This window comes from Burkholderia aenigmatica, from assembly GCF_048627025.1.
Classification (GTDB): domain Bacteria; phylum Pseudomonadota; class Gammaproteobacteria; order Burkholderiales; family Burkholderiaceae; genus Burkholderia; species Burkholderia aenigmatica.
The window spans coordinates 733,079-748,657 of the sequence record NZ_CP184469.1 but is presented as its reverse complement, the minus strand read 5'-3'; the positions used below and the strand labels follow the sequence as shown (position 1 = coordinate 748,657).

Below are 15,579 nucleotides of genomic sequence, written 5' to 3'. Positions count from 1 at the left end.
ATGACCCGCCTTTCCCTTCCGCACGGCCAACTCTGCGTCTGGACGGATATCGACCCCGCGCACGAAGCCGATTTCAACGCGTGGTACGACCGCGAGCACATGCAGGAACGTGTCGCGATTCCCGGCTTCACGCATGCACGGCGCTTTCGCGCGACCGATCGCGGCCCGCGCAAGTACCTCGCGCTGTATGTGACGGACGCGCTCGACGTGTTCCGCGGCGACGCGTACCGGCGCGCGTTCACGCAGCAGACCGCCTGGTCGCTCGCGAACTTCGAGCGCATGACGGGCACTCAGCGGCGCGTCGGCGAACTGACGATCGAGGCCGGCGATGGCGAAGGCGCGCATCTCGCACTGTTCGTGCTGCCGCCGGATCGCATCGACGTGCCGCAACTGCGCGCGCGCTTCGACGACGTGCTGCACGAACCGGGCATCCACGCCGCGCGACTCTTCCGCACCGCGCCCGATCTGTCCGCGCCGATCGGCGCCGATGCGGCTGCCCGCCCGGCCGCCGATGCGCTCGTGCTGATCGAAGGCAGCGATGCGGCCGCGACGCGCCGCGTAGCCGCCACGCTCGCCGGGCATGACGACGTGCGCACCTTCGACCTGCTGTGGCGCGCCGCCGCGCCGTTGCATGCGGTGGGCGACGACGTCGAAACCGAGCCCGCTGCCGCCGCCCTGCCGGCCTGATCGCCCACGCCGGCCGCACCGGATGCGCGATGCACACCCGCGCATCGGCCGGCGTTTCATCCCGTTCCCCGTCACGACATGCCCGACACCATGAGCACTCTCGCCCAGCCCGCCGCCCACGCGCCCCGCCGCGTCCGCAACAGCCGACTCGCGACCGCGAGCATGATCGGCACGTCGCTCGAGTGGTACGACTTCACGATCTACAACACGCTCGCCGCGCTCGTCTTCAATCACCTGTTCTTTCCGTCGGTCGATCCGCTGGCCGGCACGATCCTCGCGTTCTCGACCTATGCGGTCGGCTACGTTTCGCGCCCGCTAGGCGGCTTCGTGTTCGGCAATCTCGGCGACCGCATCGGCCGTCGCGCGGTGCTGATGCTCACGCTCGTGTTGATGGGCGTGACGACCGCGCTGATGGGCGCGCTGCCGACCTACGCGCAGGCCGGCATCCTGAGCCCGATCCTGCTCGTCGCGCTGCGCTTCGTGCAGGGCGTCGCGCTCGGCGGCGAATGGGCCGGCGCGGTGCTGCTGTCGGTCGAGCACGGCGACCAGAAACGGCGCGGGCTGTCCGCATCGTGGACGCAGATCGGCCCGTCGTTCGGCACGCTGCTCGGCACCGGCTGCATCGCGCTCGTGACTCTGTCGACCACGTCGGGTGACTTCCTGTCGTGGGGCTGGCGCGTGCCGTTCGCGGCCAGCGCGCTGCTCGTCGTGTTCGGTTTCTGGCTGCGGCGCGGCGTCGACGAAACGCCGCAGTTCGAGCAGCTCGCCGAATCGCATGCGACCGCCGAGGTGCCCGTCGCCGACGTGCTGAAATACCACTGGAAGCGCCTGCTGATCGCGGGCGGTTCGCGAATCGGCTCGGACGTGCTGTATGCGCTGATCGTCGTGTTCACGCTGACCTACGTGACGGCCGTGCTGCATCTGTCGCGCCCCGTCGCCCTGACGGCCGTGATGATCGGCACGGCCTGCAACGCGCTCGCGGTGCCGTTCTTCGGCGCGCTGTCGGACCGCTTCGGCCGCCGGCCCGTGTATCTCGCCGGTGCGCTCGCCGGCATCGTGTGGGCGTTCGTGTTCTTCACGCTGCTCGATTCGGCGCGCCCGGGCGCGATCGTCGCGGCCGTCGCGATCGGCCTCGTGATCCATGCGGTGATGTACGGCCCGCAGGGCGCGTTCGTGACCGAACAGTTCCCGACCCGCGTGCGCTATGCGGGCTCGTCGCTCGCGTACACGCTGGCCGGCATCGTCGGCGGCGGCTTTGCGCCACTCGTGATCGCCGCGCTGTTCCGGCAGACGGGCACGACGACGGCCGTATCGCTGTATGTCGCCGCGGCGCTGGTCGTCACGTCGATCGCGCTCCTCGCCGCGCGCGAAACCGCGCACCAGCCGCTCGCGGATTGAACGTCGCCGCCAGCCGTTTCATTCCTTCGTACTTCAAACGGATACCCGCATGCAAACCCTGTCGTTCAACGTGATGTCCCGGCAACACGCACCGGCCGCCGTCGAGGTCGAGATCGAGCGCGTCGTGATCGCCGGCTGGGCCGGCCGCGATCCCGCCGCGATCCGCGCGCATATCGACGAACTCGCGGCGCTCGGCGTTGCGCCGCCATCGACCACGCCGTGCTTCTATCGCGTGTCGGCCGCACTGCTCACGCAGGCGCCGTCGATCGGCGTGCTCGGCGCGCGCTCGGGCGGCGAGATCGAATGCGTGCTGGTCGACAGCCCGGCCGGCACGCTCGTGACCGTCGGCTCCGATCATACGGATCGCGAAGTCGAAGCCTACGGCGTCGCGGTGTCGAAGCAGGTGTGCGCGAAACCGCTCGGCCGCGACGCATGGCTTTACGCGGAAGTCGCGGATCACTGGGATGCGATCGAGATGCGTTCGTGGCTGATCTCGCGCGATGGCGAGCGCACCGCATACCAGCACGGCGCGGTGAGCGGCCTGCTCCCGCCCGACGTGCTGTGGCAGCGCTTCGACGACCGCCGCACGATGCCCGCGCGCGGCGCGATGTATGGCGGCACGGTTGCCGTGCATGGCACGATCGCGGCGATGGGCGACGGCGATGCGTTCGAGATGGAACTGCACGATCCGGTGCTCGGGCGCAGCCTTCGGCACCGCTACGCGGTGGAGGTGTTGCCGGTCGTCGCGTGACGGGCAATCAGCCATCGCGCGGCACACGGGCGCGACAGCTATCTGTCGCCGCGCGTGTCCCTGCCGGTACGGCTAAAAGCAGTGATAGTCCGGGAAGTTGAACTGTGAGTTGCCGCAATACAGCACCCCAACCAGGTTGGTGCACCCGCTCAATGCAAACATGATTGCCCCCACAACCGACACTTTCCATCCGATATGCAACATGGCGCCCCCGTTTTCGCTGTTTCGACGTTGACCGCCATGATGCGCATCGGACGCGCCCGGTTATGTGGAAAATTGTTGTCGCGCGGGTTCCGCGGTTCGCGATGACGCGTTCCCCGTGCCCGGGCGCAGCCCGCGGCACGGGTAGGCGGACGGCGGGTCGCCGGTCCTCGCGCAAGCGATGACGGCCGCCGCGGAGCACGCCGCCGCCCGTCACGCCTTGAACGTGACCCACGGCTTCAACCGGACCGCGCTGCGAATGAGGCCGGCCTGCTCCTGCGCGTCGATCACGGGCCCGATCGGCTTGTAGGCTTCCGGCGCTTCCTCGATGCGACGCTCGTCGCGCAGCGTGACGCAGCGCCACGTGCCCGGCGCCTGCTCCGTGCGCATCCGCCGCACCGCCTGCCGGCGCACGCTGCGGCCGGCGCCGTGGCTGCACGACCATAGCCAGTCCGGATGGCCGAGCCCCGTCGCGAGAAACGACGCATCGCCCATCGATCCGGGAATCAGCGCGAGATCGCCGTCGCGGGCGGGCGTCGCCCCCTTGCGATGGATGTTCATCCCGTCTTCGCGCAGCACGACGTTGTGCGGCACGTCGACCACCAGTGCCGAGCGGGTCTCGCCGGTGAGTTCCGCCAGTTCCTTGCGAACCATCTCGGCCAGCACGACACGGTTGAGCCACGCATAGCGCGCGGCCGTGCCCATCGCGACGAGGTATTCGCGCGCCAGTTCGCCGGAAAGGCCGTACAGGCCGCTTTCCGGATGCCTGACGCCCGCCGGCCACGCCGCGCGCGCCCGGTCCATCCAGCGGCGCCCGACGTAGAAACCGACATCGCGCGACCCGCTGTGGATCATCACGACGACATCGTCCTTCGCGAGTCCCGCACGGTAGGCCGCATGCCGGTCGAACACTTGGTCGACCACCTGCAGTTCGACGAAATGATTGCCCGCCCCGGGGGTACCGAGGCAAGGATCGCGGAATACCTCCCGCGACCCGACGTGTGCGTCCGGCGCGTATTTCGCGCTGCCGTCGAACCGGTCGAGGCCGATGCACGCCGACAGTTCGTCGATGAGCCGGTCGCGGTCGACGTGCTGCCAGAGCCCCTGCGGCGCAACGCGATCGACGAATGCCGCCGGGCCCGCATCGAACAGCGCGCGGAATGCGTCGCTGCCGACCGGCACGTCGCGCCGGTCCGCGAGAATCGCGCGCGTCAGCCGCTCGACGAGCGCCGTCTCGAACGGCGCAAGCGCCGACCGCTTGAGGCCCGTGGTGACGAGACGCATCCCGCAATTGATATCGGTGCCGATCGCGGCGGGAATCACGAACGCGTCGTCGGTCGCGACGATCGAACCGACCGGCGCGACCCCGCCCGGATGAAAATCGGGCGTCGCGCACGCCTTGCACACGCGCTGATGACCATCCGGCGAACGGACGGCCGCGAACGCGAGCAACTGCTGAACGGCCTTCTCCTCGAGCGGGAGCGAAGCGGGCAACAGGACGGATGCCTGCGTCAGTTCATTGCGCAGGTGATAAATGCCGGCGTGATAGTCGACATGGATGCCTTGCCGTTGCAAGGCCTTTTTTAAGCGAGGAAGAGTAGACATCGCTGCTGGAAATGAAAAAGGTACGACGCGACCTCCGGCCTTGCGGCGGTCGTGGGTACCTTCCTGCAGCAGCGTCGAGGAAGGGAGCGCGGATCATAGCAGAACGCGATTCCGTTCGCGACCGCCGTTGCTCAGTTGAGACACCCGAGCCCCGTCAGCGTCGCCTCCACCGCCGCGTCGAGCGGCGTCACCGGCTCGCGGCCGAGCACTGCGGTCACCCGCGTGTTGTCGAGCCGGATCGGCTCGCGCCACAAGTAACGCATCTCGAGCAATTCGCGCAGCGTCGTGACGAACGGCGCCGCCGCCCACACGAACCACCACGGGAACTTGCGCACCGTCGGCCGCAGCCCGTGCCGCTGCGCGACGCGGCGCACGGCCTCCGCCATCTGCGTGCCGTCCGCGTCCCAATGGCCGCCGAGATGAAAGCGCGCGAACGGCTCCAGCGTGTCGCGCCGCTCGATCAGCTCGACCATCGAGCGCGCGGCGTCCGGCACATACGACCATTGATGCCCGATGCCGTCCCGCCCCGGCACGCTGATGGCCGCAACCGGCTGCCCGGCCTTGACGAACCCCGCCGCAAACCAGCTGTTGCCGGTGAGCTTCGGCCCGAAGAAATCGCCGGCACGCACGATGATCGTGCGGACGCCCTGCCCGGCCGCATCCTGCAGCCGGCGCTCCAGCTCGACGCGGATCGCGCCCTTGCGTGTCGACGGATGCTGCGGCGCATCTTCGACCAGCACCGGAAATGCATCGGCGCCGTAGTTGTAGACGGTGCCCGGCAGCACGACGGTGGCCTGCTCCGCCTTCGCCGCCGCGATCGTGTTGTCGATCATCGGCAGCACCTGCCCGGCCCAGTTCCGATAGCCGGGCGGATTCACCGCGTGCACGATCACGCTGCAGCCGCGCGCGGCCCGGACGACCGCGTCGCGGTCCATCGCGTCGCCGCGCATCCACGCGATGCCGTCGCGCTCCACGACCTCGGCGTCGAGCCCGCGCTTCAACCCACGCACCTGCCAGCCCGCATCGCGCAACTGCCGCGCGACTTCCCCGCCAATCCCGCCGCTCGCGCCGAGCACGAGTGCCTGTCGTTGGGTCCCGCCTGCGTGGGTCGTCATTGCCGCTCTCCTTGAATGAACTTCCGTGATGACACGCATTCTGGCGCGCCTTCAGCTATCAAGGAATTGCCGAACCTGGTGGATCGGCTATACATTTATGCATGACCACCGATCTGAACTGGGAACGCTACCGCACCTTCCTCGCCGTGCTGACGGAGGGCTCGTTGTCCGGCGCGGCCCGCGCGCTCGGCATCACGCAACCGACGGCCGGCCGCCACGTCGCGGCGCTCGAGGCCGGGTTCGGCCAGACGCTGTTCACGCGCTCGCCGTCCGGCCTGCTGCCGACCGAGGCGGCGCTTGCGCTGCGCGGCCATGCGGAGGCGCTGCGCAGCGCGGCGGCCGCGTTCGAGCGCGCGGCCGCGAGCCACGGCGCCGGCGTGCGCGGCATCGTGCGGATCTCCGCCAGCGACGTGATCGCCGTCGAAGTGCTGCCGCCGATTCTCGCGCAATTGCGGCGCAACCATCCGGGGCTCGTCATCGAACTGGTGCCGACCGACCGCATCCAGGACGTGCTCAAGCGCGAGGCCGACATCGCGGTCCGGATGGCGCCGCCCGTGCAGGAGGCGCTGGTTGCGCGGCGCATCGGCGAAATCGATGTCGGGATGTATGCGCGCGACGACTACCTGGCGCGCAACGGAGTGCCCGCGACGACCGACGAACTCGCGCATCACGCGCTGATCGGCTTCGACACGGTCACGCCGTTCATCCGCGCGGTGGGCCGCAGCATGCCGCTGTGGAAGCGCGATGCGTTCTCGCTGCGCACCGACAGCAACCTCGCGCAGCTCGCGATGATCCGCGCCGGCTACGGGATCGGCTTCTGCCAGACCGGGCTCGCGAAACGCGACGCACGGCTCGTGCGCGTGCTGCCGGACGGGCCCGCGATGCAGCTGGAAACCTGGGTCGTGATGCACGAGGACCTGCGGACGAGCCCGCGCTGCCGCGCGGTGTTCGATGCGCTGGCCGACGGGCTGCGTGCGTATGTGAACGGCGAAGCCGTCGAATAGACGGTTCGCGGCGGCGTACGCGAACGAAGTGAACGAAGCGCCCGAGCGGCGCTATTCGTAGATTTTCCCGGCGAACAGGATGTCCGCCATGCGCCGCCACGGATTGTCGGGCAGGTCGTAGCAGCGCAGCCCTTCCTCCGACGCTTCGGCCCAGTCGACCATCGCGTCGAGGTATTCGCCGATCGAGTGGTTTTCCCAGCCGAGCGCGGCGCGCGCGTACGGCGACGGCGGCACGTCGGCCTCGAGCTGGCGCTCCTTGTTCCAGTCGTGCCCAAGCACGCGCAGGAAGTGGATCAGCGAGCGTTCGTCGACCACGCGCTCCAGCGCATCCTGCAGCTTCGCGGCCATCTGGCGTTGCAGTTCGTCGTTCATTTTTATGTTCCTTCGCGCGCCTCTCAGATACGCGCCGCCGCGGGTCGTGTGGCCCGGTTTTACATCAGCAATTGCCGCGACAGCACCTCGCGCGCCTGCGTGACGGTTTCGCGTTCGCCCGGCATCGGTGGCGTCAGCGAAAACACCGCGTCGGGCAGCGGCGGCAGTCGGTATTTCGTGCCGAGCCGCATCAGGCCCTCGCCGATCGCCGACGCGCACAGGCAGCCCACCCCGAGCCCCGCCGCCAGCATCGACTGCAGCCCCGCGACCCCCGACGCGCTGTGCACGAGCCGGTACGGCGTGTGTTGCTCGTCGAGCGAGCGCACCGCGACCTGATGCATCATGCAGTCGTCCGGCAGCAGCACGAGCGGCAGCGGCTCGGGCAACTGCTCGGCGAGCGCGGGCGATGCGACCCACGACAGCGGCTCACGCCGCAGCACCCAGCGCGTATCGGCCGACGCCGGCCGGAACGGCCCGCTCGACAGGTTCATCACCACGCCGAGATCGACCTGCCCGCGCGCGTGCGCGGCCTCGATATCGGCGCTCTTCATCGCGCTGACGTGCAGGCTCAGTTGCGGGTAGCACTCCCGCAGCCGCGCGAGCAGGCCCGCGACTTCGTTGGTCCGGTAGTAATCGGTGATCGCGACGCGCAGCTCGCCCTTGATCGCCTGCCCGCGCACTTCGTCGAACGCGGCCTCGTTCAGCGCGACGATGCGCCGCGCGTGCTGCAGCAGCCGCGAGCCGGCCGGCGTCGGCTCGACCCCGCGCTTGCTGCGCACGAACAGCGGCACGCCGGCGCGCGATTCGAGCTTGCGCACCTGCTCGCTGACCGTCGACTGCGACAGGTGCAGCAGCGGCGCGGCGGCCGTCAGGCTGCCGGCGTCCGCGACCGCCGCGAAAGTACGCAACTGATCCAGGTCGAAACCGCGCATCGCCATTCTCCATCCATCGAATAACCCGATGGATGCTACCACCAATTCCCGCTTTTCCGATTCTTCGACACCGACCAGAATGGGGGTCAATCGCCCGTCCACGGCCGAACCGGCGCTTCTGGCGTCACGTCCGGCGTGAATGTGGCACTCATTCTTTCGGACTTGCTTCCATGACGAACGACACCCTTGCCCCCTGCGTACCGGCCGGCACGGCCGCCGCGGCGACGCCGCGCAGCCACCACGGCTGGGCGCTGGTGGTCCTGCTGGTTGGCGCGATTCTGCCGCCGCTCGACTACTTCATTGTGAATCTCGCGCTACCGGCCATCCGCGACGGCATCGGCGCGCGCCCGGCCGAGTTGCAGCTGGTCGTGTCGGCATACGCGTGCGCGAACGCGGTCGTGCAGATCACCGGCGGCCGGCTCGGCGACCTGTACGGCCGCAAACGCATGTTCATGATCGGGATGGCCGGCTTCGTCGTCGCGTCGACGCTGTGCGGGCTCGCCGGCAGCGGCGCGGTGCTGGTCGGCGGCCGCGTGCTGCAGGGCCTGTTCGCCGCGATCCTCGCGCCGCAGGTGCTCGCGACGATCCGCAGCGTGTTCAGCCCGCAGGAGCAGGTGCGCGTGATGGGCTTCTACGGTTTCGTGTTCGGCCTCGCGGCCGTGATCGGCCAGCTCGGCGGCGGTGCGTTGATCAGCCTGCATCCGTTCGGGCTCGGCTGGCGCGCGATCTTCCTCGTCAACCTGCCGATCGGCATCCTCGCGCTGATCGGCAGCTGGCGTTTCATCCCGGAAAGCCGGCCGCCGCGCGGCCAGCGCATCGACGTGCCGGGCATGGCGCTGCTGTCGCTGTTCCTGCTGATGCTCGTCTACCCGCTCACGCACGGGCGCGAGGCCGGCTGGCCGCTGTGGATGGTCGCGTGCCTCGTCGGCGCGCTGCCGATGCTCGGCGCGCTGCTGGCGGTCGAAGCGCGCCGCCTGACGAGCGGACACGATCCGCTGCTCGACGTGCGCCTGTTCCGTAACCCCGTCGTCGCGCTCGGGCTCGTGCTGGCGTTCCTGTTCTATACGTTGAGCGCGTTCTTCCTGAGCTACGGGATCTACCTGCAGGGCTGCCTGAACTGGTCGCCGCTCGCGTCGGGGCTCGCGATCCTGCCGCTCGGGCTTGGCTTCCTGTCGAGCCCGCTGCTGATGCCGCGACTCGTCGGCCGGTTCGGCGGCTATCGCGTGCTCACGCTCGGCTTCGCGATGCTCGCGGCCGGCGTCGCGACGGCCGCCGCGCTAGCGGGCGCGGCCGCGCCGGGCCCTGGTTTCTACGCGGGAATTGCGGCGATCGGAATCGGCCAGGGACTCGTGCTGCCGTCGGTCGTGCGGATCGTGCTCGCGGAAGTCGACACGGCACGCGCGGGTGTCGCATCCGGCATGGTCACCGCGATGCTGCAGATCGGTGCGGCCGTCGGCGCGGCCACGCTCGGCGGCATGTTCTTCGCCCGGCTCGGCGCGCATCCGGCCGCACTCGATTACGTGCAGGGCTTCAGGACGTCGATGTTCGCGCTGACGGCCGTGCTGCTCGTGTGCGTCGCGCTATCGGCCATGCTTGGGCCGCTGCATCGGCGGCTGCATGCGGGCGCGTAAGCGGGACGGGAATCGTTGCGACGGCAGGGTCTGACGCGGAAACGGCGCAGGCGCAGGTGTAGCCGCACGCCCGCATCCGGCTCACGCGTGATGCTTGCGTTGCGCCTGACGCGCTTCCCATTCGGCCAGCTCGACGCGATAGCGCGCGAGGGCTTCGTCGTAGAGATCGAAGACGCACGGCGAGCAACCGCTGTTGCAGCAGTCTTCCAGTTCGGGTTGGATGGGCGGGGTCGGACGGGGATCGTCGACGGACGGATCCCCGGAAGGTTGGTTCGGCACGGCGTGGTCCGGTGAAGTAAGACGATCAGTATAGGTCGATCCGGGCCACCGCCGCTTCCAGCAGGCCGAACGGCTAGACGGTTGTCAGTTCGACGTGCGTCGGCGACGCGACCGTCGACACCTTCGACGTCGCCAGGTCGATCACACGCATTACCGTATCGTCATACGTCCGGAAGTAATACTTGCGCGCCTCCAGGTCGGCGATCGTGGTCCACTGCGTGTATTCGTAGACCGGCTGATCGTGATCGACTTCCTCCTTGATCCACCCTTTCGGAATGTCGAACGTATTGATGATGTGTTCGGCCAGCCGGATCGCGTCGGCGCCGCTATGCGGATTTTCTGCGTACGTCGCATACCCGACCGCGCGCACGAAACGCGACGCCGGTGTGATGTCGCCGGGCAGTCCCAGCATCCCGTAGCCCTGGCCATACGCCTTGAGCTTCACGTGTTTCGCGTCGCGCGACAGCGACAGCGTCCTGCTCGATGGCGTGACGCGCGACAGGTTCAGGTAGTTGTGCAGGTTGGTGCAATGCCAGTCGAACGGCGGCGAGTTGGTCATCACGCCGAGCGGGTTGTCGTGGACACGCAGTTCGCCGCCGACCGGCTCGACGACGAGCGATGCGCCGCTCGCGTCATGCAGCGTGTAATGCAAGGGCGGCGCGCCGTCGAATGCGGGGTGCGGGATATCGGCGACGACGATGCCGTCGAGCGCCTGCTTGACGTCGCTCACGCTGTCGAAGCCGGTCAGCGCCCAGGTGAGGAAATCCCACGGCGCCAACGCGCGCGCCGTGTTCTCCGGTGTCAGCGCCGGATACTCGGCGAACTCCGGGAAGTAGAGCATCCCGCCGGCCAGCCCCGCCTCGTTGATGCCGTCCACCAGGATCGGCATCTTCAGCCCGTTCATGCCGATCGCCTTGTACTTCGTCGTCCAGCTCTTGCCCTGCTTGCCGAGCGGCGGCGACGCGTACAGCGTCTTGCCGGCCTCGATGACGATCGGGACCGAACCCAGATCCTCTGCGAACTCCATGGTTCTGCCATAGACGACGTGCTCATCCACCGTGCGGATCACAAAACTCGTACACATGTTGTTTTCCTTGTTTTGACGAGAAGCAATAGCGGGCGCGTGATCGGCCCGCCCCTCGGACCATGCGCGTCCCCGACCGCGGAATGCGCGTGTGAATCATATCGGTGCAGACGTGCTCCAGGCGCGAATCCCCGCAGAATTACTGCTACGTCAACAGTCGAATCGATTCACACCGCGAAAGAAAAAATATCGCCGCCCGGGAGCCGCCCGATCGGGACAGGCGGTTTGCACCGGCCGCAGGGAGCGCAAAAGCGAACGCATCCATAATGGCGCGACGATCGACGACATCGATCCGCTGTGCCCGACCCATTCACGCCACACAGGAGCTGCATCATGGCTGAAGCAGTGAATCCGCCGGACGTCTGGGCGCCGTTCGGCGCGTTCTCGATGGCCGTGATCCAGGGCGACGGCCGGATCGTGCATCTGAAGGGGCAAGTGGCGCTCGACCGCGACGGCCAGGTGGTCGGCCACGGCGACATGCGCACGCAGGTGCGGCAGACGCTCGACAACATCGGCGCCGTGCTCGCCACGATGGGCGGACAGATGCAGGACGTGATTTCGCTCGTGCACTACGCGACCGACATCGATGCCTTCATGCAGGCCGGTGACCTCCGCAAGACGTATTTCCCGGAGCCCTATCCGGTGACGACGACCGTCCAGGTCGAGCGTCTCTACCATCCCGATCTGCTGATCGAGATCACCGCCGTCGCCGAAATTCCACTGGAGCGTTTTCGGCGGCCTGCGCCGCGCGCGTGATGCGGCGATGCACAGTATGACGCGCCGGCCGGGACATTCCCGACCGGCGCGCCTGCTCGCCACCCGCGCGCTTACTTCACTTGCGCACCCGGCTTCGCGGTGCCCGCGCCCGCCTTGTCGGCCAGCGGCTGCCACGCGGCACCGAGCGAATACCAGTCGACGCGGCGCGTGAGCGTCATGATGCCGGCGAGGATCGCGAACAGCAGCAGCGAACCGAGCATCAACGCATTGTCTTCCGACAGCAGCAGCCCATAGAGCGCCGCGTACAGCACCGTGAGCAGCGCGGCAAACACGGCACCGCGCTTCACGCTTTGCAGCACGAACGACAGGTAGAAGCCGAGCAGCCCGATGCATGCGCCGCTCGCCGCCAGATACGCATACGCGAACGCGATGTGCTCGGACAGGCTCAGCAGCAGCAGGAAGAACAGCGCGAGCGACAGGCCGACCAGCGCGTACTGGATCGGGTGAATGCGCAGCCGCTTCACGAGCTCGTACATGAAGAAGCTCGCGAACGTGAGCATCACGAACAGCGCGCCGTACTTCGTCGCGCGTTCAGCCTGCAGATAGACGTTCACGGGTTCGATCACCGACACCGATGCCATTTCGATCGCACCTTCCCCGTTGCCCGACGCAATCTGCTCGCGCGCCTTCGTGTTGAACGACGTCACGCGCCAGTTGCCGGTGAAGCCGTGCGCATCGACCGTGCGGGTGTTCGGCAGGAACGCGCCGTCGAAACTCGGATGCGGCCACGTCGATTTCAGCGAGAAATCGTTCTGGTCGCCCACCGGCGCGAACGCGACGGAATCCGCGCCGCGCAGCGGCAGGTCGATGCTGAACGGCACGGCCGCCCCCGCGCTTGCGTCCGCCAGCGCCGCGAGATCGACGTTCGCGTGCACACCCTGGCGCAGGCTGTCCAGCCGCGTGCCTTGTTCGACGTCGAAGCGCGCGCCGCCGATGCGCAGGTCGGGCTGCGCGGTCAGCCCGCGAATGTCGCCGATGCCGATCGCGACGTAAGCGTCGTCGACCTTGAAGCTCACGTGACCGTCCGCCTGTGGCAGCTTCTTCAGGTCCGGCAACGGCAGCGTGCCGGTCACCCGGCTCGCCAGCTCGTACACCAGCGCCTTGTGGATGCCGCGATAGCGGACGCTGGTCGTCAGCGTGCCGTCGACGTTCAGCGTCTTCGGGAACACGAGCAGGCGCTTCGTCTCGCTTCTGAGGCTCGTCTTCGTCGCGCCGCCGGCCGGCGTGTCGTCGCGCACGCGCGTGACTTCCGTGTAATGCACGACGAGCACCGGGCCCGCCACCGTCTGCGGCCCCGCATAGCTCGACCAGATGCTCTGCAGCGCATCCATCCGATACGCGGAGCGTTCCTGCACGATGCTTTGCACCATGTGCAGCGGGATCAGGATCAGCAGCGCGAGAAACGCGGTGATCGCGAATTTGAACAACAGGACTCGATTCATGGCCGACGGGTACCGGAGTAAAAGGGTACGGTCAGCATGAGCAGCCCCGGTGAAGGGCGATTGAAGCCGGTGTGAAGCGAACGTGTGGCGAACGTGAAGCGCGCTCAGCCCGCCGACGGCAGCGTGAGCGTCGCGCACGCGCCGCCTTCGTCGCGGTTCGCGAGCGCGACCTGCCCGCGGTGCAGCATCGCGACTTCGCGGACGAAACACAGCCCGAGGCCCGTGCTGCGATCCTGCCCGTCGGGGCGCGGCAGCGAATAGAAGCGCTCGAACACGCGCGCCAGTGCGTAGTCGGGCACGCCGGGGCCGTCGTCGGCCACGCGCACGACGGCGACGTGCGCCTTCCCCGCCGGCTGCCGTTCGAGCGCGATGCGGATCGTGCTGCCCTGCGGCGCGAAATCCAGCGCGTTGTCGAGCAGGTTGCCGAGCGCCTGGCGCAGCAGGAACGGATCGCCTTCGACGATCGCCGGATCGGCCGCGTCGTGTGCGTCGATCGCCAGGTTTACGCCGCGCTGCCGCGCACGGGGCTCGATATCGTCGACGAGCTGTTCGAGCACCGGCCGCAGCGCGACCGGTTCGCGCACCGACAGGCGCTGCTTCTGCTCGACTTCGGCGAGCGCGAGCAGCTTGCGGATCATCTGTTCGAGGCGGCCGGCCTGGCGGCGGATGTTTTCGGTGAAGCGCCGGCGGTTCGCCACCGGCATGTCTTCCTGCAGCAGTTCGGCCGCGCCGCTGATCGCCGCCAGCGGGCTCTTCATCTCGTGCGTGAGCGTGTGGATGTAGGTCTCGACGTACTGCCGGTCCTCCAGCCGCTGATGCATGCTTTCCACCGCGCGCCCGAGCTCGGCCAGCTCGCTCGCGCCCTGCAGCGGCATGTCGGCCCGCTCGCCCGCCGCGATCGCGCGCGCATAGCGTTGCAGGCGCCGCAGCCCGACCACCAGCCACCACGTGCAGGCCACGCCGATCAGGATCGCGCCGCCCATCAGCAGCGCGCCGTACAGCATGATCTTGCGCTGGCTGCGCGCGATGAACGGCGCAACCGTCTGGTTCGGCTTCGCGATCGTCAACACGCCGATGATCTCGTTGCCGCGCCGGATCGGCGCCGCCACGTGCATCACGGTGCTGCTGTCGTCGTTCGGATCGCTGCGTGTGCTGCGCGCGCCGTATTCGCCGCGCAGCGTCCGGTACACGTCGTTCCAGCGCGAATAGTCCTGCCCGACCGCCTTGCCGGACGAGTCATAGCGCACGATGCCGTGCGCGTCGGTGATGTACAGACGGTAGCCGATCGCGGTCTTTTGCACGCCCCATACATTCGCGCTGACCGGGCTTTCGTGCAGTTTCGAAAGCTGCCGCGCGAACGCGCCGTTGGCGATGTGGCCGTTCGCCATGTCGTCGGCGGCCAGTGTCGCGAGCACTTGCGCGGTATCGACGAGCGTGTCCTCCATCGCCTCGCGCACACCGGGCTTCACCTCCTGCACGAATACCCGCAGCGTGATCAGCGCGGCCAGACCGACGATCAGGAAAAAGCCGAAGAAGATGCGCAGGCCGATATGCATGGGCGGTACCGGTCGTTAAGGTTGCAGCGAATAACCCATCCCGCGATGCGTGCGGATCGGGTCGCGTTCGGGATCGACCGCGCGCAGCTTGGCGCGCAGCGTCTTGATATGCGTGTCGACCGTGCGGTCGGCCGAGTCGAATGCCTCGTGCCACACGAGGTCCATCAACTGTTCGCGCGAATAGATGCGCCCGGGATGCCGGACCAGCAGCGCCAGCAGCCCGAATTCGTAGCGCGTGAGGTCCAGCGCGTGGCCGAGCCACGACACGCGCGCGCCGTCGGTATCGAGCGTGAAACCCGGTGCGATGGCCGCAGCCGGCGCGGGCGCGGGCGTCGCTTCGGGTGCGGCCGTCCGGTAGAAACGCCGCAGGATCACGCGCACGCGCGCCGCCAGCTCGCGCGGCGAAAACGGCTTGACCACGTAATCGTCGGCGCCGATTTCGAGCCCGACGATCCGGTCGATTTCATCGTGCCGCGCGGTGAGGAAGATCACCGGCACGTCGGAGAACGTGCGCAGCCGCCGGCATACTTCGAAGCCGCTGAGATCCGGCAGGCCGACGTCGAGCACCACGAGATCGAAGCGCGCGTCGCGCAGATGGTCGAGCGCCGCCTGCCCGAGCGTGCAGTGGACGGTCTGCATGCCGTCGGTGCCGAGGGCGTAGACGATCGTGTCCGCGATCGCCACTTCATCTTCGACGATCAGGATAGTGGGCTGATGCATGGTCTCTGGCTGGGCTCGCGCAATC

General features: G+C 68.3%; 15 protein-coding genes. 6 read left to right on the top strand and 9 right to left on the bottom strand.

The window, feature by feature from the left end; all coding sequences use genetic code 11:
* The 3 genes from ACN8ZM_RS20460 (at window position 1) to ACN8ZM_RS20450 (ending at window position 2,836) form a co-directional block, all read left to right on the top strand.
* On the top strand, window positions 1-687 hold the full coding sequence (locus tag ACN8ZM_RS20460) for a hypothetical protein (RefSeq protein WP_420212205.1): 687 nt from the start codon (window positions 1-3) through the stop codon (window positions 685-687).
* Window positions 688-765: 78 nt separating this feature from the next.
* Window positions 766-2,085 (top strand): MFS transporter, encoded by a 1,320-nt coding sequence (locus ACN8ZM_RS20455; RefSeq protein WP_420212204.1) that lies wholly within the window; start codon window positions 766-768, stop codon window positions 2,083-2,085.
* 49 nt (window positions 2,086-2,134) lie between these two features.
* On the top strand, window positions 2,135-2,836 hold the full coding sequence (locus ACN8ZM_RS20450; RefSeq protein WP_420212203.1) for a DUF2848 domain-containing protein: 702 nt from the start codon (window positions 2,135-2,137) through the stop codon (window positions 2,834-2,836).
* A gap of 414 nt (window positions 2,837-3,250) precedes the next feature.
* Here ACN8ZM_RS20450 and ACN8ZM_RS20445 read toward each other — a convergent pair whose 3' ends face one another.
* Together ACN8ZM_RS20445 and ACN8ZM_RS20440 are read right to left on the bottom strand one after the other, a co-directional pair.
* Window positions 3,251-4,642, bottom strand: a complete 1,392-nt coding sequence (locus ACN8ZM_RS20445) for an RtcB family protein (protein WP_420212202.1) — start codon at window positions 4,640-4,642, stop codon at window positions 3,251-3,253.
* A 131-nt stretch (window positions 4,643-4,773) separates the two neighbouring features.
* Window positions 4,774-5,757 carry an NAD-dependent epimerase/dehydratase family protein gene (locus ACN8ZM_RS20440; protein WP_420212201.1) on the bottom strand — a complete coding sequence of 328 codons (984 nt, stop codon included), beginning with the start codon at window positions 5,755-5,757 and terminating at the stop codon, window positions 4,774-4,776.
* 101 nt (window positions 5,758-5,858) lie between these two features.
* On the opposite strand from ACN8ZM_RS20440, the gene ACN8ZM_RS20435 reads away from it, so the two are divergent.
* Window positions 5,859-6,761, top strand: coding sequence for a LysR family transcriptional regulator (locus tag ACN8ZM_RS20435; protein ID WP_420212200.1), 903 nt, complete (start codon window positions 5,859-5,861; stop codon window positions 6,759-6,761).
* Window positions 6,762-6,812: 51 nt separating this feature from the next.
* On the opposite strand, the gene ACN8ZM_RS20430 is transcribed toward ACN8ZM_RS20435, so the two are convergent.
* Both ACN8ZM_RS20430 and ACN8ZM_RS20425 read right to left on the bottom strand, forming a co-directional pair.
* The gene (locus tag ACN8ZM_RS20430) at window positions 6,813-7,133 is read right to left on the bottom strand and encodes a DUF7660 family protein (RefSeq protein WP_043179842.1); all 321 of its coding nucleotides are present in this window, start codon (window positions 7,131-7,133) and stop codon (window positions 6,813-6,815) included.
* Between the two features lie 59 nt (window positions 7,134-7,192).
* Entirely contained in the window at window positions 7,193-8,065 is an 873-nt protein-coding gene (locus ACN8ZM_RS20425) for a LysR family transcriptional regulator (RefSeq protein WP_043181331.1), read from the bottom strand.
* Between the two features lie 170 nt (window positions 8,066-8,235).
* On the opposite strand from ACN8ZM_RS20425, the gene ACN8ZM_RS20420 reads away from it, so the two are divergent.
* Entirely contained in the window at window positions 8,236-9,696 is a 1,461-nt protein-coding gene (locus tag ACN8ZM_RS20420; protein ID WP_420212199.1) for an MFS transporter, read from the top strand.
* 81 nt (window positions 9,697-9,777) lie between these two features.
* Here the strand turns inward: ACN8ZM_RS20420 and ACN8ZM_RS20415 are convergent, their stop codons facing one another.
* Complete coding sequence (locus ACN8ZM_RS20415; protein WP_011354524.1) at window positions 9,778-9,975, bottom strand: oxidoreductase-like domain-containing protein; 198 nt, start codon at window positions 9,973-9,975, stop codon at window positions 9,778-9,780.
* A 73-nt stretch (window positions 9,976-10,048) separates the two neighbouring features.
* Window positions 10,049-11,059, bottom strand: a complete 1,011-nt coding sequence (locus ACN8ZM_RS20410) for a choloylglycine hydrolase family protein (RefSeq protein WP_089452315.1) — start codon at window positions 11,057-11,059, stop codon at window positions 10,049-10,051.
* Between the two features lie 333 nt (window positions 11,060-11,392).
* On the opposite strand from ACN8ZM_RS20410, the gene ACN8ZM_RS20405 reads away from it, so the two are divergent.
* Window positions 11,393-11,815 (top strand): RidA family protein, encoded by a 423-nt coding sequence (locus ACN8ZM_RS20405; RefSeq protein ID WP_420212198.1) that lies wholly within the window; start codon window positions 11,393-11,395, stop codon window positions 11,813-11,815.
* A gap of 71 nt (window positions 11,816-11,886) precedes the next feature.
* On the opposite strand, the gene creD is transcribed toward ACN8ZM_RS20405, so the two are convergent.
* The 3 genes from creD to creB all read right to left on the bottom strand — a co-directional run bounded on the left by creD (window position 11,887) and on the right by creB (window position 15,554).
* Entirely contained in the window at window positions 11,887-13,278 is a 1,392-nt protein-coding gene (gene creD / locus ACN8ZM_RS20400; RefSeq protein WP_420212197.1) for a cell envelope integrity protein CreD, read from the bottom strand.
* Window positions 13,279-13,382: 104 nt separating this feature from the next.
* Window positions 13,383-14,834 carry a two-component system sensor histidine kinase CreC gene (gene creC, locus ACN8ZM_RS20395; protein WP_043179855.1) on the bottom strand — a complete coding sequence of 484 codons (1,452 nt, stop codon included), beginning with the start codon at window positions 14,832-14,834 and terminating at the stop codon, window positions 13,383-13,385.
* 15 nt (window positions 14,835-14,849) lie between these two features.
* On the bottom strand, window positions 14,850-15,554 hold the full coding sequence (creB, locus tag ACN8ZM_RS20390) for a two-component system response regulator CreB (RefSeq protein ID WP_043179858.1): 705 nt from the start codon (window positions 15,552-15,554) through the stop codon (window positions 14,850-14,852).
* Window positions 15,555-15,579: the final 25 nt, after the last annotated feature.